Origin of the sequence: Cerasibacillus sp. (assembly GCF_036516575.1) — a bacterium.
Lineage (GTDB): Bacteria > Bacillota > Bacilli > Bacillales > Amphibacillaceae > Cerasibacillus.
Genome location: NZ_DATBTY010000033.1, coordinates 1 through 18003, shown reverse-complemented (window position 1 = coordinate 18003; position 18003 = coordinate 1). Strand labels below are relative to the sequence as shown.

Here is an 18003-nt window from a genome sequence, read left to right as displayed (position 1 = left end):
TCTCTTGGCTATGACTCATTTTGTTCTAATTGAATATCGTCACTTCTTTTATGATACCAAGTAAGAAAGTGTTTTGCTGAAGAAATGGGTATGTCTTCCATTTCTTCATAGTTTATAGGATTTGTTCGGTTCACTATACCAATTGTCGTTAGATTTAATTTCCTCTGCAAATAAGATTGGGTTACTTCAACTTCAATCACTTTTTTTCGATTGGTTATATATAAAGATGACCAGAGACCGCCCATTTTAAATTGGACAAACTCATCATGAATTAGAAAGCGTGCGTTTTTATAACGAAAATAACGCATCATATAAGTCAAAATAAATAAAACGATTGATAAATACCATAGCGACGGTTTCCACCAAAATAAAACGCCTGAAAGAATAAGCCAAATCCATGGGACTCGTAAAAACTTCATATAAAGAGCTCGCTTTGGTAAACGATGCATCTGATGGGACAATTTGAACGCTGGTAATAATTCCTCCATTAAACTATACGCCCGCTTCGTCGGTAGAAAAGGATATAACGAGTTAATTTCTGCTGCTTCTTCTCCCTCATCACTTGTAGCACTAACGAGTTTAACCTCTGTTAAACGAAGCCATTTTTTGATTGGGTTTTGTATCAGTTCGATTGCTTGTACATGGTCTTTTCGAATCGATAGTGTCCGTTCATTTAATGTACCGCGTTTTATATAAATACGCTCCGCATCAGAAGCAATCTCAAATTTCCCATATTTTAAAAACGTACGCACTAAACCGAAACCAATGGAGATAAGAATAAAGATAATAATCGTCAATGCAACCGTATACCATGAACTCGTTATGAATTGATAGATATTATTAAGTGTCCCTTCTAAGTCAAATATATCCTCTGCTTTTTCAAAAACGGCTGCCAGTATAGGAATAAGCGCTAAGAAACTGAGTGATAGAAATGATGCTTTAATTAAATCTTTACGCGTTGGTCGGAAGTGGATCATGCGTTTTGGCACTGCTGTCTCAAAGGTCTCCGCTTCCTGGGTATGTTCACTCTGGCCATCCCGCTCATGTTGACGAAATGCGAGAATACGGTCTTCGATGCGCTCTTTTTCTTCCCATTTGACCGCTTCTATTTTCAATGCAGCTTCATCTCCAGAAACACTTGTGACAAGCGTTAATGATGTGACATGGAAAGGTTTAAAATAAACAGGAGTTTTCGTTTGAATGTTTTGCACCTGTTCAATCGGCACAGTACGGTTTTTCTTTTTAAAAACTCCCCTTGATATATAGATTGCATCATCTTTTATTTCATAAGTTGTCACTAACCAACCTATAACGATTCCGATTAACCGAATCACTAAATAGGCTATAAAAATCAGTTTGAGATAAGGAATGAATCGACCATTTGGATTGGCAATAACAAACAAAAAGAGAGCAGGAATAAACGCGTCTTTTATAAGCCCGATTAAGGCATCCAACATTTTAAGCGGGTGCATCCGTTTTTGTTTCATATCCGTCACCATCATGATTCCACTTCCTTAATCTTGGCGTGGCTTGCGATTTGGTTCCGAAGTTTAAATGCTTCTTCTTCAGGAAGAGCGGGAATCTCATGCGATGAACGCATCGTACCAATTGTTACAGTGTAAAGATTGTATTTTCTAAGAATCGGGCCTTGTTCAGCACCGACATATTGCACTTTTGTCATGGGAATGACGTGATGGTTTCGGGTGATCACACCATGAGTTAAACGCACATACTCTTCATCAATTCCATAACGCCAGTACTTATACAATAAAGGGGGTTCAACGAAAACAGACCATATGCCTGATATTAACGTTAAACCACTTAATACCCAAAGGACAACAATGATCCAGAGATACCACGTAAAATGATACCCCGACCAAATCAATCCAGCTAAAATAGCTAAAAGGATGAGATGACCAATAAGGTTACTGATTCGCCAGACATGAATAGCTCGTTTTGAAATTCGGTTTGTTGGTTCATTAACTGTAAACATAGGTAACACTCCTGTGAAAAAAGATCTACATCGTATGCTACGATTGAAATAGTAAAAAAGTTTCATTTCAGCAAAAAAAGAGAGGATGCTTTCGACACCCCCCTCACTTTAGTTAAGTATAAACAAATAACTTAAAAAGGTAATGACATAAATAATAAAGCTAATGATTGCACCTTTTAATAAACCACTTAAACGTAAACTCCCTGAAATCCCATGTTTGATAAAATGCCCTGTAAATAAGATCATTGATAACCCTAATGTTAGAATGACGATGATGATTAAAAACTTCTCCATTCCTATTTCCTTTCTATAACGCATTTTATAACTTACAATATCTTACCATACGTTCATGACTCCATCCAAAGTTGTATGACAACTCGGTCTTCCTGTTGTTTTTTTGTACAAAAAAATCAAACTATGTACAGACGACGAATCTTTTTCCCCAAGTTAACATAGACATAGTAGGGTGATTGAAAAAAAGGAGGAGTACCATGTTATTCGAATATGATTTATTTAAATGTGTTACACATGAACGGATTAGAAAGTTGAAGAACTACACCTATCATAAAAAGCGTCCGAAACAAAAACAACTTAAATTTCAATCTAAGCTTAAGCATTATGATTATGAGCAAGAGCGTCTTCGATTTGCTCATAAATATTAATTCATAATAGAATCAAGTCATCTGAACGATACACCGATACTTGACATAAAACAAGGTGATTCCTTAAAATAAGGGAACATAAAGAGAAAAGGTATCGCATTGGTGTATACCCCATTCATCATATTAAACCATTGAAAGGGGACGTGTCAGATGACTTGGGAATTGTTTTTATCAGAGCAACATTTGAAAAAATTAGGCATTGCCATCGGTATATTCTTATTGTTCCTTCTGTTACGAAAGATCTTTGCAAAATATATTTATTCTTTCCTATTACGTATAAGTAAAAAAGCCCCGAACGATTTTTTCTCATATTTATTCGAATCATTTAAAAAACCGCTACAGTGGCTATTTATCATTATCGGATTATATGTCGCTGTCAGGTATTATCCGTATTTAAACCATGAAAGTGCTAGCTTTAGTAAGTTGCTACGTGCATCAATCATCGCATTAATTGGCTGGGGTTTCTTTAATTTATCATCTGGATCACATCATCTCTTTCGAAAAATAAATGAAACAACATCGGTTAAGATTGATGATATCTTAATTCCCTTCCTATCACGAATCTTGCAGTTTATCGTCATTGCACTAACAATTAGTGTCATTTTACAAGAACTTGATTATAAAATTGACGGTTTCATCGCTGGACTCGGGCTCGGTGGTTTAGCCATTTCTTTAGCTGCTAAAGAAGCATTAGCCAACCTTTTCGGGGGTATCGTGTTAATCACTGAAAAGCCATTTACGATTGGAGATTGGGTCATGACACCAAGTGTGGAAGGTACCGTTGAAGATATCTCCTTCCGCAGTACGAAAATACGTACCTTCTCGCAAGCAGTTGTCACTGTGCCAAATGCGACATTAGCGAATGAGCCAATTACCAATTGGAGTAAAATGGGCAAACGGCAAATTAAGTTTACGATTCGCCTGACATATGATAACCCAGTTTCGAAAATTAAACGCATTGTTCAACGGATTGAACAACTATTAAAATCTAATCCGGATATTCACCCGGAGACGATTCTCGTTTCCGTAGACACGTATCAAGAAGATGGCATTGATATCTTCCTTTATTTCTTTACAAATACAACAGATTGGGAAGAGTATTTAAATATTCGCCAACAAATTAATCTAGATATTTTAGAAATCATCGATAACGAAGACGTTACAATTGCCATTCCAAGTCGCAGATTATTGATGAATGATAAGGAAGTCGATTCGCAGAACGGTTAATCATATAATCAAGCACATTGCGATGTCTCAAGGTGATTCTCCGCGAGACATCGCATTGTTTTTACTTCATTGGCTATTTTCAATGAACTCAAGCGTCTGTAACATCGAATCAAAACGGACTGCGTGACCTTCCTCTGCTATCATGAAATATTTTTGTTTAATGATTAGCCATGTTCCTCCTCCACGATCAATAAGGTAGTAACGATGGATTGGCATATCCCAGTCCTCCCTCTCTCCATAAGCTACAAGCTGTGTCGCTTCAAAAGGAGTTAACACGTTTTCCGTCGTTTGATATGACATACGCTCTTCTTCCATCGCTTGTTTTGTATAGGCGATTACTTCTTCTTGAGTCATCCCATCTTTTTGGAAAAATTCCATCGCGACTTCCGGTACATCTTCTCCAAGCGGTTCTTTTGGCTCAATCCGAGCCATTTGATTGTCACTTTGATAAATATAACGTTCCTCATCTACATATATCACATGATTTAACGCTTCATTTATCTCGAGATGAACGGCCACTTCTTCTAACTGTCCCTCTAATTCGATTGTTAATGTTTTCTCACGAGCAAATTGTTCCGATAGATCTTGTTTTGGCACATGTTCTGAATTCCTTGGCGGATCAATCGCTTGGTCCGATTCTTTTGGTGGGTAAAGAACACTCATTACTAACAATGCGAGTATAACAGCCCCAGTAATGGCCGTAGTCAAAATACGAATCGATCGTCTTTTTTTTCTAAATATCCGGCCTTCTATCTCAAGCCAGACGGCTGTTTTTTGTCTTGTCACGTCTTCTGTTTGTTGCATCAGCTGCTGCTTCACATCCATTTCCCAGTTTTCTTTATTCATCTAAAACACCTCCTGAAAGAACTTCTTTTAAGCGTTGCCTCGCTTTGTAGAGACGTGATTTTAATGTGTTTTGATTGATCGTAAATAATTCTGCTAATTCTTTTTCCGTGAATCCGTTTATATATTTCAAGATTAATAATGTGCGTTCGTGTTCATTTAACATATTAAGTGCTATGTCTAAATCTGAGACGGCATGCTGTTCATAGCTACGATCATCCGCTAGTCGATCAATATGCTCATCGATTTCGAGCTGTAAATCATTTCGGTTAGCTAAGCAGCGTTTACATTCATTAATTAAGATACGGTAAAACCAAGGCTTAAACGGCTTTTCAATTTGATAAGAATCGATATAGCGATAAACCTTGACGAATGTCTCCTGAACAACATCTGCGGCATCACTATGGCTTCGTGTCAGTAAATAGGCGGTACGCAAAGCATAATCAGCATATAAATGATATAACTGCCTAAACGATTTGCGATTTCCCTTTTTGAGCTTGCGTAGTAATTTTTTTTCTTGTTGGTCCATTCTCTCGGCCTCCTTTCCAATCAGAAAAACTTCCCTCTCACTCTATATACCCGTAAAACAGACAAAAAGTTTTTAAATATTTTATTTATGTTATTAAAAACAAAAAAATTTTTAACCGCTTGGGGGATGGCTGGAATAGCTGGTCCATTGTTACTGTCATTCATTTGCGATATGTAGAATAGTTATAATGTAACAATGCTAATATTCACGATTCTTTTTAGAATTGCATTAGTTGCCTCTTTATGGATTCGAATCGATTTAAACAAACTGAAAAAGAAACAACAAGAATCTACTCGTAAGGTTTCATTTTCAGATTAATTGTAGTATTATTCTAAATAATAGACCTTCTCTTTATAAATATCTTTGATCGGTGGGGTTAACATGGGAAAAACAAAACATACAGGGCCAATAAAACTTTCTAAAAAACCTGACCCAAGTCTTTGGGTCAGTAAAGTGCCCTTTGGTTTAGGTAAGATTAAACCGCATCATGTGCGTGATACGTTAAAAGTTATTTGGGAAAACAAAGGTAATCTCCCATACGCCACACGCATTTTAACACAAGGGGTTTGTGATGGATGTGCTCTAGGTGTTTCTGGGCTGAAAGATCAAACATTAAAAGGACCACATCTGTGTACAACGAGACTAAATGTACTCCGTTTAAATACGATGGGACCAATGAAAGAAGAGATCATTCATAAAGACATTGACGAACTTCGACAACTTTCTAGTACGGAGTTAAGAAAGCTGGGACGCATACCATATCCGCTTATTCGTCGACCTGGAGAACGCCGATTTCAACGGATTTCTTGGGATGATGCTCTGGATAAAATTTCCGACAAAATGAAAGCGCTTAACGAGAAGCAATATGCCTTTTACTTAACATCACGCGGCATTACGAATGAAGTGTACTATACCGCGGCAAAAGTCGCACGCTTTCTCGGTACGAATAATATTGATAATGCGTCTCGCATATGTCATTCACCATCAAAAACAGCATTAAACCGTTCACTCGGAATTGGTGCATCAAGTTGCAATTATAAAGACTGGATTGGTACAGATGTCCTCCTATTCTGGGGCTCTGTAGCAGCGAATAATCAACCTGTATCAACGAAATATATGTATGCTGCGAAACGAAAAGGAACGAAAATTATAATCATTAACCCTTATTATGAACCATCCATGGAGAAATATTGGATTCCTTCTGTTGCTGAATCGGCATTATTCGGGACAAAAATTGCCGACGATGTGTATCAAGTTAATATCGGTGGTGACATCGCCTTTATGCATGGCATCATGAAACATTGGTTTTTAATGGAGGAAGAAAAGCATGGCTCAGCCGTTAATCATGACTTCGTTAATGAGCATGTCAATCATTATGACGCATTACGCGAAAATGTAATGAACTACGATTGGGAGATTCTAGAGAAATCTTCTGGTCTATCTCGAGAAAGGATGAAAGAATTAGCAGAACTACTCGCTCATGCCAAATCAGCTGTCTTCGTGTGGTCCATGGGATTAACACAACACCGCTTCGGTACGGATAATATTTCACAAGTGGCTAATCTCGCCCTGCTGAGAGGTTTTATAGGACGAGAACATTGTGGTCTGATGCCAATCCGTGGTCATTCAGGTGTCCAAGGCTCTGGAGAAATGGGAGCTGACCCGTTCGTACTTCCAGGTGGAAATATGGATGAAGAAAACCGCAAACGAGTTGAGAAAGTATGGGGCTTTGAGATTCCTAAATGGCAAGGTGATATCGTTGGTGTGACACTGGAAAATGCCCTTCTACCGGAAGACCATGAACGAAAACTAAAACTCTATTATTTATCTGGTGGGAATTTTTTAGAAACGATGCCTGACCCTGAGTTTGTAGAGAAGTGTTTATCTGAAGTTGACATTCGTGTGCATCAAGATATTATTTTTAACACATCAACATTTGTAGATGCGAAAGAAGCCGTGATTGTCCTTCCTGCTATGACACGCTATGAACAACCTGGAGGTGGAACATCGACTTCAACTGAACGGATGGTCTATTTTTCACCAGAAATTAAAGGCCCACGAATTGAGGAAGCCCGGTCCGAATGGGAAATTTATGTTGATTTAGCCAAACGCATGAAGCCAGAATCTGCCCATTTAATAGATTTTAAAGATGCAGCAGAAATCCGTGAAGAAATTGCCAAGGCGGCACCTAATTACGACGGCATCCAACATTTAAAAGAAAAAGGCGATGTATTTCAGTGGGGCGGTGCTTGGCTGTGTGAAGGAGGGGTGTGCCCGACACCAGATGGAAAAGGCAACTTAATCCCTGTTGAAATTCCGGAACTACGGAAACCTGAAGGGCATTTCTATGTAACAACCCGCCGCGGTAAACAATTTAATTCGATGATTTATGGGGAAACAGACCCGTTTAATGATGCAGATCGCTATGATGTATTGATGAATGAAAACGATGCGGAAAAACTCAATATATCAGAAGGCGATGCCATTGTTGTCTACAACAAGCTCGGGTTATTTACAGGACGTGCTAAGTTTGCTCCGATTAAAACAGGAAATGTTGGTCTACATTGGCCAGAGGGAAATGTTCTTATAGAAAAAGGCGTTTATGAAACATTTGCTGGGATTCCAGAATATCAGGCACCAGCTATAGTAGAAAAAGCCGAGACATATTACGCTCAAAAAGACACGAAATATGTTGAAAAACGCGTTGCTGAACTTGAAACAGAGCCGAATTAGAATGGAGGGGAAAAATTGCGAATCACTCATGATGGTTGGGAAATCATACGTTACGAAGAGAATATCTCTATTCATAAAAAAGATACGTTAGCGGTTGAATCACCACTAACGATTCAGTTAAATGGAAACGAATTTGCCACCTTAGTTTGTTCCCCTAGCCACTTGGAAGATCTCGTATGCGGCTTTTTGGCATCTGAGGGGATTATATACACTTTAGATGACATTCAAGAACTATCTGTCGATATGGAACGTGGATTTGCCCATGTAACATTAAATCGTGTCATTGATCCTTCTCACTTCGATCATTCAAAACGCTTTATCGGGTCATGTTGTGGCAAGAGTCGGCAATTTTATTTTAAAAGTGATATTCGAACAGCCAAGACAATAAAACATTTACTAACAATTACGCCATCTACTTGTTACAAATTAATGAATCGGATGCAAGCGATGTCTGATATCTTTCAACAAACGGGAAACATGCATAATGCTGCATTATGTACGGTTGATAAAGTCCTATTTATGCGCCATGATATTGGGCGGCATAACGCACTCGATAAAATCTATGGAAAAATATTAACAGATCACATATCCGTCCGTGATAAAATCATTGTGTTTAGTGGGAGGATCTCCTCGGAGGTCTTGTTAAAGATATCTAAAATCGGAGTCGGTATTCTACTATCAAAATCCGCTCCAACTGATTTAGCTATTAAATTAGCGAATGATTTAGGTATTACAGTAGCTGGCTTTATCCGCGGGGAAAGAATGAATGTGTATTCCCATCCTGAACGGATAGTCAATGGCTAGAAAGTAGACATAGGGCGTCTGTCATTATAATAGGTTGTTGAACAAGACAGATTCCGCGATCATTCGCTAAATATATTGGCGGGGAACTGTTTTCCCCGCTTGTTATTATTTATTAACAATGCTGTTCATCTGATTTGAGCGTTAGGAGAAGTAATGCAATGTATTATTACTTCCAATCATCATATTAGTACCCATTGATAGATGTTACACGCCCCTTTGTTAAACAATTCCAAATTCACCTATCTAGTATAATCGTTTTATGTTATGATTATAGTAGTTCTAAATACCTAGTTTTGAAAGTGGGGGTGAGCAAAAAAGACTATGAAAAAGAAACTAACACTATGTTTTCAACTAATCCTTTTTATTGCGTCTTTACTTATCGCTCTCACATATGGGGGATTCGCTGGCGATCCGTATGTTTTTATGCAGGCTGTACTTATTTACTGGGTATTTACAAGCCTTTATTCACACCTTAACGTGTCAATGACGAAAGGAAACATAACCATTGATTATGGCATTCATTATAGTTTATCTTTAGGATTATATGCGGGACCATTGGGAATTTTTATTTTTGAGTTTGTGCAGCGGTTTATTACATATTTTACAAGAAGATTTACTCATACAGCTGATGAAGATGAATTTGCCCATACGTTTTACAATATCGGTTCTTTTGCCTTTATCCATTCACTCGCTTTTTATCTATTCACATATTTATATCCAACTTTTTCATCCGTTCCTTTCGGGTTTTGGATATTAATCATTATGCTCGTTTCATTAACTGCCTTATTATCCGATCTTAATTTGATTGTTATTTTTATATTGGGAAACGAAATAAAAACCGTACGTGAAGCGATTGATTTTATCCGGACGAGAAGTATCGCAGACCTTGGAAAAACCGTTTTCTCTAATGGATTATTGTTTGTCTTTCTAATGGAGCAACGCTGGGATATGATTATAGCTTTATTTATACTAAACTATCTTGTTAGTTATTCTTTTTCCGAGAAGCATAAGAGTCTGCAGCATAAAATGGAACGCGATAAATTCAAACAAATGGCATACACAGATTTTTTAACAGAAGTATATAATCGAGCATATATGGCTAAAACAATGGACCAACTCAATCACTGTCAGGAAAAAATAGCGATTGTTGTGATTGATATTGATTTCTTTAAAAAGGTGAATGATACGTATAACCATTCGGTTGGGGATCGGGTTATTCAACATATTGCAGCAATGCTAAGTGAAAACCTTTCTGATCAGGACTTTCTATTTCGGAGTGGCGGTGAAGAATTTACACTGTTCTTACACGGGCGGAGCTATACCGAAAGCATCACATTTCTAGAAGAACTTCGCAAAAGAATTGCTAATACACCTGCGATTGCGGAATTCAAAGGGAAAACAATTTCCGTTAATCATACAGCATCCATCGGCATGTATTATTATAAAGCATGTGAAGCATTGGACATACAAAAAGCCTATGTGTTTGCTGACCAACTCTTATTAGAAGCAAAGAGAAAAGGGAAAAACCAGCTCTGTAGCCGAAATGGGCTGATTGATTTGCCTCTTACACAACGGATTGATTAAAAAGTGAATCGCTGATGCTCCAACTTGATCACAAGCGAAATCAAGTGACATTAGAGCATCAGCGTTTAAATAATATTATAATCATACGCTTTCTATTTCGAATGATAACCCTACTAAGATTTATTCCCAAATTAATCATTCTTGTACTTCTCGGCGTACTCGACTTCATCAAGGACTTCAATTGCATTTGACCAGTGCAAGACAGTTCCAACGAAGTCTCTTACATCCAAACCTTCCATTTCATAGACTTCTGCGTCATTAACCGTCCCTGTCGCTGGTTCAATGAATGTCACTTGATATCCACGATCATATGCAGCTATTGCCGTAAACATACAACAAAATTCCGTATTAAATCCTGTGATAAACACATGTTTAATCTCTTTTTCTTCGAGGAAAGATTGCAGTGTTGTATTAAAAAACGAACTTGGCGTTGATTTTTCGATAACACTATCGACATGTTTTTCCAAAGATTGATGAAGTTCGGCACCTTTAGATTTTCTATAAAACGGGTGGTCTTCCTTCTCATCAATCTGCTTAATAAAGATGACCGGGTCATTATTTTGCTTAAAATCATGAATAACAGATTCTATGAGTGCTAGTTCTTTAGAAAAATCCTTAAAATTAACGATAACATTTTGTGCATCAATAACAAGCAAAGCCTTCATTTCATAACACCTACTTCTTTATCTCGCCGTATGGACATCAATTTTACCGACATCGGTTCGCATGTCGACAGTAAAATCTGCTTGGGAATTCATATAGTTTCCGTTTTGCCCAAAGATGGATATTTTGCCAATATTAGATGATCCTATAAAGCTTACATTATTGGGTATTTCCGGTAAACTCATTGATATTTTACCGACATCAGATGTTAATTGGATATGGTCGGTTATTTCTTTTAGTTTTAAATCGAGTTTACCAACATCACTTTGTGCATTAATCGCACCTGTGACGTTAGATAAGTTGACATTACCAACATTGGTCTTCACATCAATAACATCCGCTTTTATATTTTTAATTGTCATATTAGCAACATCGGTTTTGCTAACGAGGTGATTAACATCTAAGGAAGTAATCGAGACATTACCGACATCACTATTAATAGACACGTGTTCATAATGGCGCTCAGGTAAATAGATAGAAACATTTAAGAAGTAATCAAAAAATCCAAAAGAAAATATACGGCTAAAAAAACCTCTATCTGCTTCTACTACGATTTCAAGTGTCTTATCATCTTGCCTTATTGTTAGGTTATGCTGTCTCGTCTTAGAGCCTTCCCAAGCAACTTCAATATCATCTGAAGCTGATGGCAAAAGATTGATTGTTGCTACATCACTTTTGATATGTACCTGATTAATATTTGCATCAGATATAACTTCTTTACCACTTTGCTCTTTATTTGACATGAATAAATCACCTCCTGTAATAATAATTCCGATTAACCCTATGATGATTAGAATACCCGCTATTAATCTAGTTTTATGACGCATCATGCTCACCTCTTACTATCTTTAAATTCCATTTATAGTATCGATTAACAAGTGGAGGGACTTTTTTAAACATGCTTATACAAGATGGATAAAAGAGTAATCCGACTCCTGAAAATAATAGTGAAAGAAAGAAATCAAAACGTTCGCCATATCCCCTTAATAAATCAATCATGGAAAAAAGAGGTGAAATGATACCAGCGAAAACCGTGACTACTAAAGCGACTAAAAAGGCAATCCCCGTAGCAAATAACGGTAGCATAATCGCTATATTAAAAAATATGAGTAAAATTACTTTTATAACTACTTGGCCTGGTTGATGGTGTTCATTTTTTCGAATGTTATCGACGATGTCTTGGGGTGTTCCGAGTTGTCTAATAACCTCTTCTTCTGGTAAACCTTTTTGTTCAGCTTCATGAAAATAAGCTTCATAGTCCTGAATAATAGATTCAATCTCTTCTGGTGCCCTACCTGCTAATTCCATTTTTAATCGTTGTAAGAACATTTTTTTATTCAAACGTGCACCTTCTAACTACTTTTTTACTAGTTATCTTAAATATATGTCAATTGGGAACTATTTACAACATCAATCTTAATCATTCCGTATTAAAACAAAAAAATCGGCTGTTACGCCGATTATAAATCAAACTCTACCACAACTTGGTGGACGTCGTTTATTAATTTGTTTACTACGGAGTTGACCACAGGCCGCATCAATATCAGCACCATTTTCCCAGCGAACACCACATGGGATACCCTCTCTTTTCAATGTTTCATAGAAGACTTGGATTGTCTCCGAGTGACTACGCTGATACTCACTATGCTCATCGACTGTATTATACGGAATCAGATTAACATAGGCTAAATGACGATGATCCTTTAATAATTCAGCAAGTTCTAATGCCTCTTTCTCTCGGTCATTCACATCTCTAAGCATAATATATTCATACGTAATCCGACGATTCGTCTTATCCAAATAATAGTGTACCGCATCCATTAACTTTTCAATTGGAAAGGCACGATTAATCTTCATAATGCGTGTTCTTAAATCATTATTTGGTGCATGGAGTGAAATGGCGAGATTAACTTGAGAATTTAAATCAGCAAATTGATATATTTTATGAGCAAGACCACTCGTTGATACCGTTATATGGCGCGCCCCAATCGACAAACCTTTTTGATCATTAACAACCGTTAAGAAGTTAATGAGGTTGTCATAGTTATCGAATGGCTCACCAATTCCCATAACGACAATATGACTGACGCGCTCATCTTTCCCTTGTTGATCAAGATGAGCCTGAACTCTCATAATCTGTCCAACAATCTCACCAGCAGTTAAATCACGACTTTTACTTAACAGACCACTCGCACAGAATGAGCAACCGATATTACACCCAACTTGTGTTGTCACACATACCGATAAACCGTAGTTAAATCGCATTAAGACCGTTTCTATTAAATTGCCATCCGCCAACCTGAATAAAAATTTGATTGTCCCATCTTTGGACTCTTGTCTTAGTTCTTCTTCAAGCGTTTCAATTTGAAAATGTTCTTCTAACAGAGCAATGCATTCTTTATTGACATTATGCATCTCGGAAAAGTATTTCACACGCTTTTTATAAAGCCAATCCCACACTTGCTGCGCGCGAAACTTTTTCTCACCATGTTCAACAAGCCACTGCTGTAATTGTTCATATGCTAGGCCATAAATGGACTGTTTCATTATTTGAAAAAACCTCTTTTCTCATATTCACTGCAAAAACGTATACCATCTATCTATAGTATCAAAATATCATTTGAACGCAACTTAAACATTTATCCAAAATCAAGAAATTTGTCTGATATATGCGTATTCTGCATAATAAAGATAAAGTAGACTTGGTCAGATGGAGATTTTACTCCTCCTGAACCTTAGTCGCACTTAAGACGTCCAGGACGTACTAGTGGAGGCGTTGCGGCAGAACGTCGCGTATTTAACCTGCGCAACATAGGACGTGCAAATGCAAACGCTTTTCAGTGGGACGAGTAACCGCAGTCCCAGGCGTTGCCACAGGACGTGGCACTTTTAGCCTACCTTCCCCTGCCAGAAGGAGTCTTAGTAACGCCGCGAAGATAAACTTATTATTTTAAGGGAGGAATTTTCATTGACAACAAAAACATTCCAACATATCCCGTTATCTATCCTCGATCTTGCACCGATTAAAGAAGGGGGCGCTGCAAGGGATGCGCTATTAGAAACGGTAGAGTTGGCCCAACATGCTGACAAATGGGGGTTCAACCGATATTGGCTGGCGGAGCATCATAACATGCCTGGCATTGCTAGCTCGGCGACATCTGTTCTAATCGGCCATGTTGCGGAAAAAACAGAACATTTGCGTGTTGGTGCTGGTGGTGTTATGTTACCAAACCATGCCGCTCTTGTGATTGCTGAACAATTCGGCACACTTGAATCACTATTCCCAGGAAGAATTGATCTCGGTCTCGGTCGTGCTCCAGGTTCTGACCAAATGACTGCTTATGCTTTAAGACGTGATTTAAAACAACGTGTCGAAGAATTCCCTGATCAAGTAGAAGAGTTAGAAGCGTATTTTGCCGGTACGGGAATCGTGCGTGCCTTTCCAGGTGAAGGTTTAGATATTCCAATTTGGTTACTCGGTTCAAGTGGATTTAGTGCCAGATTAGCTGCAGAAAAAGGACTGCCTTTCTCGTTTGCAAGTCATTTTTCTCCTGACTATACAATCCCAGCGCTTAACATTTATCGTGATTTATTTGAGCCATCAGACAAATTGTCAAAACCATATGCGATGCTCGGTTTAAATGTCATCGCAGCAGACTCAGATGAGGATGCTAAATATCTCGCAACGTCTTCCCAACAACAATTTTTGAGTTTACGCCGTGGTCGTCCAACACCTCTTAAACCACCTGTGTCTAACTTAGAAGACGTTTGTACACCTTCTGAATTAGTAGCCATTGAAAACACATTGACATCAGGTTCAACGATTGTCGGTAACCCAGAGACCGTGAAGCGTGGATTAGAAGATTTTATTGCAAAAACAAATGCCGATGAACTCATTATTCATTCACAAATCTATGATCATCAGGCACGACTTCGTTCATATGAAATTATCGCTGAGTTCATGGAGTCATAAAAACAAAGCGGAGAAAACAGATACTTGTTTCTCCGCTTTGTTTTTAATTTAGGGGATTTTTAGACTCCCCTATTTATTTTTTACGAAAGAGCTTTTAATCCAACGACACCTGCAATAATTAAGGTTAAGCTAGCCACACGGGACCAACTTTTTGAATCACCAAAGAATAGCATATTAATAATAACTGCTCCTGCTGTTCCTAACCCCATAAAGACAGCATAAGCGATACTGACTGGCAAGTATTTAAACGACATATAAATGAGCGCAAATGATAAACCTAATCCCCCGAAATAAATGAGTGCGTTTTTCAGATTACGTTTTTGACTAAATAAGTTTAAGCCCCATACACCGACTAATTCGGCAGTTGCAGCAAGTAATACGTATACCCAACCCATTATTGCTCAACTCCTTCCACACGGGTAACTTGTTGCTTAAGTTCTTTCTTTTCTGCTTCATCATCAGCCAACTTCAAGCCCACTACACCGACGATGATGAGGGCGATGAAGAAGATTTTAGCTAAGCTAATATGTTCACCAAATAAATACACATCCATTAAAAATGTTCCAATCGTTCCAACACCTGCAAATACTGCGTACACGGTTCCACCCGGTAACCCTTCAACTGCTCGAGCCAGGAAATGGAGGTCTAAAAAGATAAATGAAATGATGAAAATCCAATGCCACCACTCAGAAGCAACATTGAAACCAAAAATCCAAACTAATTCAAAGAAACTCGTTAAAGCGACATATATCCAATATTTCGCTTTACTTTCTTTCTTTACTACCATGATTGCTTTCGCTCCTTTTAATATTCATTCAAGATATTTTACTATAATTGATTGACTGATTATCAGTCATTTTATTAATAAAAATACGCTTGGTAACCCAAGCATTTTTCAACATACTTAGCCAAGAAGTCTCTCACTTCAAGTGATGCTTAGTAGTGAGTCATTCACTTTGCTAATCCTAAAGCATGTTCTACAAAATGAAGTAGTTCTTGCTTTTTTAATGATGCGGCATCCTGGTCTCCATGTGAATATAAGTATGCTTGTTCAGCCGCAGATTCGATAAGTCCGATTAATAACACCGCTGTTTGGTCAGGATGAATCGACTGACGAATAACACCTTCGTTACGTGCATCTTCTAAGAAAACACTCATCCATTCATAGTACGGGGCATAAATGGCTTCCCATTCTTGTAGATATTCCGTAGACGCTAGACCTGCATAAATTAATGCAAAAATGTCACGATAATCTTTCGTAATTTTAAAAACAATATTAATCACTTGTTTCAGCTGTTCTGAGAATGATGCTTTTTGATCGATATGTTGTTTTACTTCCTCTAAAATTTTTTCAACCATCACTTCCGCAATGGATGGCATAACTGCCAATTTAGAAGAAAAATATAAATAAAATGTGCCTTGTGCTATTCCTGCTCGTTTCACAATATCTGAAACTTTTGTCTTGTCGATTCCTTTCTCGGAAAATACCTCAATCGCTGAATCGATAATACGTCCTTTTTTATCCGCCATGCCACGTCTTCCCTCCACATGTACGTAATCTAAAACCGAAAGTGACTGACAGTCATTCATTATACCGGAAAGAATTGAAAAAAGCAAAAAGAATCGATGAAAAAAGGCAGAGAGCATTATTGGGGCACCGCGGGGAATTAGGTGATGGGGTTTCTTGAATAACTGTGGCAATGGCTTGCGAGGACTTCGAATGAATTTTCCATTTAGTGCCCGTGGCAGTGGCTCCGCGGGGACTTCGAGTGAGGTTTTTCTCTATAGTATCCGTAGCGGAAGCACTGCTGTTATGTCTAGGGCGATGAAGTACAAATATATTCTAATTATCTTTTTATAAAATCGTCAGTTAGATACTCTTAACTCTTAAATACTAATCCATCATTTTTTTAGCAACATGAATGACACGGCGCGCTTGATGCTTGACAGCTGCTTCTACATTTTCTTGCATCGATCCATCTTGGTCAACAGTCACACTTACCCCGTAAGGATTCCCACCTGCTTCTATAATAGAAGAATCTGTATATCCTGGCGCTACTATAATCGCACCCCAATGCATCATGGCAGTATAAAATGATAAAATCGTTGCTTCTTGACCACCATTATCGTTTTGCGCAGCTGTCATGGCACTGACAACTTTATTCATTGTTTGGCCTTTTGCCCAAAGACCACCTTGCTGATCAATAAACTGCTTCATCTGTGAGGACATGATTCCAAAGCGGGTTGGGGTACTGAATATAATCGCATCTGCCCAAATAATATCATCAGATGTCGCCTCTTTCACATCAGCTGTTTCCTCAGTATGAGTTTGCCATGATGGATTGGAACGAATTGCTTCTTCAGGAGCTAGTTCTTTTACTTTGACAACTCTTACTTCAGCGTCCTCTTCTCTTGCTGCTTCTTCAGCCCATTTTGCCATCTGGTAGTTCGTCCCTGTCGAACTATAATAAATACAAGCTAATTTGACTTGCCCCATTCATATCACTTTCCTTTTAGAAATATTTATTCTTATGACAGGTTTCCCCATTCTGGCATACTTATGCAACATGGCTTATTGTATTTTTCATCTTTTATGGTGGAACAATGTTTTGGCAAGGGGGAGTTTAAGCGACCTAATATGAGAAACAGACCCAGAAATCGCAGTGCATCGGAGGCGTCAATACAGCCTCTCGGGAAGAAAACGCACGATGAGACAACGCATTGAAGCTCCAATACAGCCTCTCGGGGATGAAAAACACAACGAGACGACGCATTGAAGCTCCAATACAGCCTCTCGGGGATAAAAAACACAACGAGACAACGCATTGAAGCTCCAATACAGCCTCTCACGGGATTAAGTCTATATAATTGTGTAAAAAGAGAATGAGCCATCACAATTCCTGGAACAATGTTTATAACCCAAAAAACATTCAAGGAGGAATTTATGATGACTCAAATTAATTTTACACTAGACTTCGAAAAAATAAAAGGC

At 38.1% G+C, this 18003-nt stretch carries 19 protein-coding genes; 6 read left to right on the top strand and 13 right to left on the bottom strand.

Going from position 1 to position 18003, the window contains the following annotated elements; translation table 11 throughout:
• Positions 1 to 8: 8 nt before the first annotated feature.
• From VIG73_RS05650 to VIG73_RS05640, 3 genes are all read right to left on the bottom strand, one after another.
• Positions 9 to 1502 carry a PH domain-containing protein gene (locus VIG73_RS05650; RefSeq protein ID WP_331639836.1) on the bottom strand — a complete coding sequence of 498 codons (1494 nt, stop codon included), beginning with the start codon at positions 1500 to 1502 and terminating at the stop codon, positions 9 to 11.
• Positions 1499 to 1993, bottom strand: coding sequence for a PH domain-containing protein (locus VIG73_RS05645; RefSeq protein ID WP_331639834.1), 495 nt, complete (start codon positions 1991 to 1993; stop codon positions 1499 to 1501). Before VIG73_RS05645 ends, VIG73_RS05650 begins: the two co-directional genes overlap by 4 nt.
• A gap of 108 nt (positions 1994 to 2101) precedes the next feature.
• Positions 2102 to 2287 carry a hypothetical protein gene (locus tag VIG73_RS05640; protein ID WP_331639833.1) on the bottom strand — a complete coding sequence of 62 codons (186 nt, stop codon included), beginning with the start codon at positions 2285 to 2287 and terminating at the stop codon, positions 2102 to 2104.
• Between the two features lie 197 nt (positions 2288 to 2484).
• Here VIG73_RS05640 and VIG73_RS05635 point away from each other — a divergent pair, with 197 nt between their 5' ends.
• Entirely contained in the window at positions 2485 to 2655 is a 171-nt protein-coding gene (locus VIG73_RS05635) for a hypothetical protein (RefSeq protein ID WP_331639832.1), read from the top strand.
• A gap of 150 nt (positions 2656 to 2805) precedes the next feature.
• Positions 2806 to 3882: a mechanosensitive ion channel family protein gene (locus VIG73_RS05630; protein ID WP_331639830.1), complete on the top strand. Its 1077-nt coding sequence runs from the start codon at positions 2806 to 2808 to the stop codon at positions 3880 to 3882.
• A gap of 66 nt (positions 3883 to 3948) precedes the next feature.
• Here VIG73_RS05630 and VIG73_RS05625 read toward each other — a convergent pair whose 3' ends face one another.
• Both VIG73_RS05625 and VIG73_RS05620 read right to left on the bottom strand, forming a co-directional pair.
• Positions 3949 to 4728, bottom strand: a complete 780-nt coding sequence (locus VIG73_RS05625; protein WP_331639827.1) for a hypothetical protein — start codon at positions 4726 to 4728, stop codon at positions 3949 to 3951.
• Positions 4721 to 5254, bottom strand: coding sequence for an RNA polymerase sigma factor (locus VIG73_RS05620; RefSeq protein WP_331639825.1), 534 nt, complete (start codon positions 5252 to 5254; stop codon positions 4721 to 4723). The genes VIG73_RS05625 and VIG73_RS05620 overlap by 8 nt, the downstream gene beginning before the upstream one ends.
• Positions 5255 to 5635: 381 nt before the next feature.
• Between VIG73_RS05620 and VIG73_RS05615 the strand changes: the two genes are divergently transcribed.
• The 3 genes from VIG73_RS05615 to VIG73_RS05605 all read left to right on the top strand — a co-directional run bounded on the left by VIG73_RS05615 (position 5636) and on the right by VIG73_RS05605 (position 10375).
• Entirely contained in the window at positions 5636 to 7987 is a 2352-nt protein-coding gene (locus tag VIG73_RS05615) for an FdhF/YdeP family oxidoreductase (protein ID WP_331639823.1), read from the top strand.
• A gap of 15 nt (positions 7988 to 8002) precedes the next feature.
• Positions 8003 to 8791 (top strand): formate dehydrogenase accessory sulfurtransferase FdhD, encoded by a 789-nt coding sequence (gene fdhD, locus VIG73_RS05610; RefSeq protein ID WP_331639821.1) that lies wholly within the window; start codon positions 8003 to 8005, stop codon positions 8789 to 8791.
• A 321-nt stretch (positions 8792 to 9112) separates the two neighbouring features.
• Positions 9113 to 10375 carry a GGDEF domain-containing protein gene (locus tag VIG73_RS05605; RefSeq protein WP_331639819.1) on the top strand — a complete coding sequence of 421 codons (1263 nt, stop codon included), beginning with the start codon at positions 9113 to 9115 and terminating at the stop codon, positions 10373 to 10375.
• 131 nt (positions 10376 to 10506) lie between these two features.
• On the opposite strand, the gene VIG73_RS05600 is transcribed toward VIG73_RS05605, so the two are convergent.
• The 4 genes from VIG73_RS05600 to rlmN form a co-directional block, all read right to left on the bottom strand.
• Positions 10507 to 11040: an isochorismatase family protein gene (locus VIG73_RS05600; protein ID WP_331639816.1), complete on the bottom strand. Its 534-nt coding sequence runs from the start codon at positions 11038 to 11040 to the stop codon at positions 10507 to 10509.
• Between the two features lie 18 nt (positions 11041 to 11058).
• Positions 11059 to 11865, bottom strand: coding sequence for a DUF4097 family beta strand repeat-containing protein (locus VIG73_RS05595; protein WP_331639814.1), 807 nt, complete (start codon positions 11863 to 11865; stop codon positions 11059 to 11061).
• On the bottom strand, positions 11855 to 12379 hold the full coding sequence (locus tag VIG73_RS05590; RefSeq protein WP_331639812.1) for a DUF1700 domain-containing protein: 525 nt from the start codon (positions 12377 to 12379) through the stop codon (positions 11855 to 11857). Before VIG73_RS05590 ends, VIG73_RS05595 begins: the two co-directional genes overlap by 11 nt.
• A 126-nt stretch (positions 12380 to 12505) precedes the next feature.
• Positions 12506 to 13588, bottom strand: coding sequence for a 23S rRNA (adenine(2503)-C(2))-methyltransferase RlmN (gene rlmN / locus VIG73_RS05585; RefSeq protein WP_331639881.1), 1083 nt, complete (start codon positions 13586 to 13588; stop codon positions 12506 to 12508).
• Between the two features lie 418 nt (positions 13589 to 14006).
• Here rlmN and VIG73_RS05580 point away from each other — a divergent pair, with 418 nt between their 5' ends.
• Positions 14007 to 15011: an LLM class flavin-dependent oxidoreductase gene (locus VIG73_RS05580; protein WP_331639809.1), complete on the top strand. Its 1005-nt coding sequence runs from the start codon at positions 14007 to 14009 to the stop codon at positions 15009 to 15011.
• Positions 15012 to 15091: 80 nt separating this feature from the next.
• On the opposite strand, the gene VIG73_RS05575 is transcribed toward VIG73_RS05580, so the two are convergent.
• The 4 genes from VIG73_RS05575 to wrbA all read right to left on the bottom strand — a co-directional run bounded on the left by VIG73_RS05575 (position 15092) and on the right by wrbA (position 17508).
• Positions 15092 to 15406 carry a multidrug efflux SMR transporter gene (locus VIG73_RS05575; RefSeq protein ID WP_331639806.1) on the bottom strand — a complete coding sequence of 105 codons (315 nt, stop codon included), beginning with the start codon at positions 15404 to 15406 and terminating at the stop codon, positions 15092 to 15094.
• Complete coding sequence (locus VIG73_RS05570; protein WP_331639804.1) at positions 15406 to 15798, bottom strand: multidrug efflux SMR transporter; 393 nt, start codon at positions 15796 to 15798, stop codon at positions 15406 to 15408. The genes VIG73_RS05575 and VIG73_RS05570 overlap by 1 nt, the downstream gene beginning before the upstream one ends.
• A 164-nt stretch (positions 15799 to 15962) precedes the next feature.
• Positions 15963 to 16541 carry a TetR family transcriptional regulator gene (locus tag VIG73_RS05565; protein WP_331639802.1) on the bottom strand — a complete coding sequence of 193 codons (579 nt, stop codon included), beginning with the start codon at positions 16539 to 16541 and terminating at the stop codon, positions 15963 to 15965.
• A gap of 364 nt (positions 16542 to 16905) precedes the next feature.
• Positions 16906 to 17508, bottom strand: coding sequence for an NAD(P)H:quinone oxidoreductase type IV (wrbA, locus tag VIG73_RS05560; protein WP_331639800.1), 603 nt, complete (start codon positions 17506 to 17508; stop codon positions 16906 to 16908).
• Between the last annotated feature and the right edge of the window lie 495 nt (positions 17509 to 18003).

Bases quoted from the DNA above. Each gene is read 5' to 3' on its own strand.
- VIG73_RS05650 (WP_331639836.1), bottom strand. From the start codon at position 1,502: ATGATGGTGACGGATATGAAACAAAAACGGATGCACCCGCTTAAAATG.
- VIG73_RS05645 (WP_331639834.1), bottom strand. From the start codon at position 1,993: ATGTTTACAGTTAATGAACCAACAAACCGAATTTCAAAACGAGCTATT.
- VIG73_RS05640 (WP_331639833.1), bottom strand. From the start codon at position 2,287: ATGGAGAAGTTTTTAATCATCATCGTCATTCTAACATTAGGGTTATCA.
- VIG73_RS05635 (WP_331639832.1), top strand. From the start codon at position 2,485: ATGTTATTCGAATATGATTTATTTAAATGTGTTACACATGAACGGATT.
- VIG73_RS05630 (WP_331639830.1), top strand. From the start codon at position 2,806: ATGACTTGGGAATTGTTTTTATCAGAGCAACATTTGAAAAAATTAGGC.
- VIG73_RS05625 (WP_331639827.1), bottom strand. From the start codon at position 4,728: ATGAATAAAGAAAACTGGGAAATGGATGTGAAGCAGCAGCTGATGCAA.
- VIG73_RS05620 (WP_331639825.1), bottom strand. From the start codon at position 5,254: ATGGACCAACAAGAAAAAAAATTACTACGCAAGCTCAAAAAGGGAAAT.
- VIG73_RS05615 (WP_331639823.1), top strand. From the start codon at position 5,636: ATGGGAAAAACAAAACATACAGGGCCAATAAAACTTTCTAAAAAACCT.
- VIG73_RS05605 (WP_331639819.1), top strand. From the start codon at position 9,113: ATGAAAAAGAAACTAACACTATGTTTTCAACTAATCCTTTTTATTGCG.
- VIG73_RS05600 (WP_331639816.1), bottom strand. From the start codon at position 11,040: ATGAAGGCTTTGCTTGTTATTGATGCACAAAATGTTATCGTTAATTTT.
- VIG73_RS05595 (WP_331639814.1), bottom strand. From the start codon at position 11,865: ATGCGTCATAAAACTAGATTAATAGCGGGTATTCTAATCATCATAGGG.
- VIG73_RS05575 (WP_331639806.1), bottom strand. From the start codon at position 15,406: ATGGGTTGGGTATACGTATTACTTGCTGCAACTGCCGAATTAGTCGGT.
- VIG73_RS05570 (WP_331639804.1), bottom strand. From the start codon at position 15,798: ATGGTAGTAAAGAAAGAAAGTAAAGCGAAATATTGGATATATGTCGCT.
- VIG73_RS05565 (WP_331639802.1), bottom strand. From the start codon at position 16,541: ATGGCGGATAAAAAAGGACGTATTATCGATTCAGCGATTGAGGTATTT.
- wrbA (WP_331639800.1), bottom strand. From the start codon at position 17,508: ATGGGGCAAGTCAAATTAGCTTGTATTTATTATAGTTCGACAGGGACG.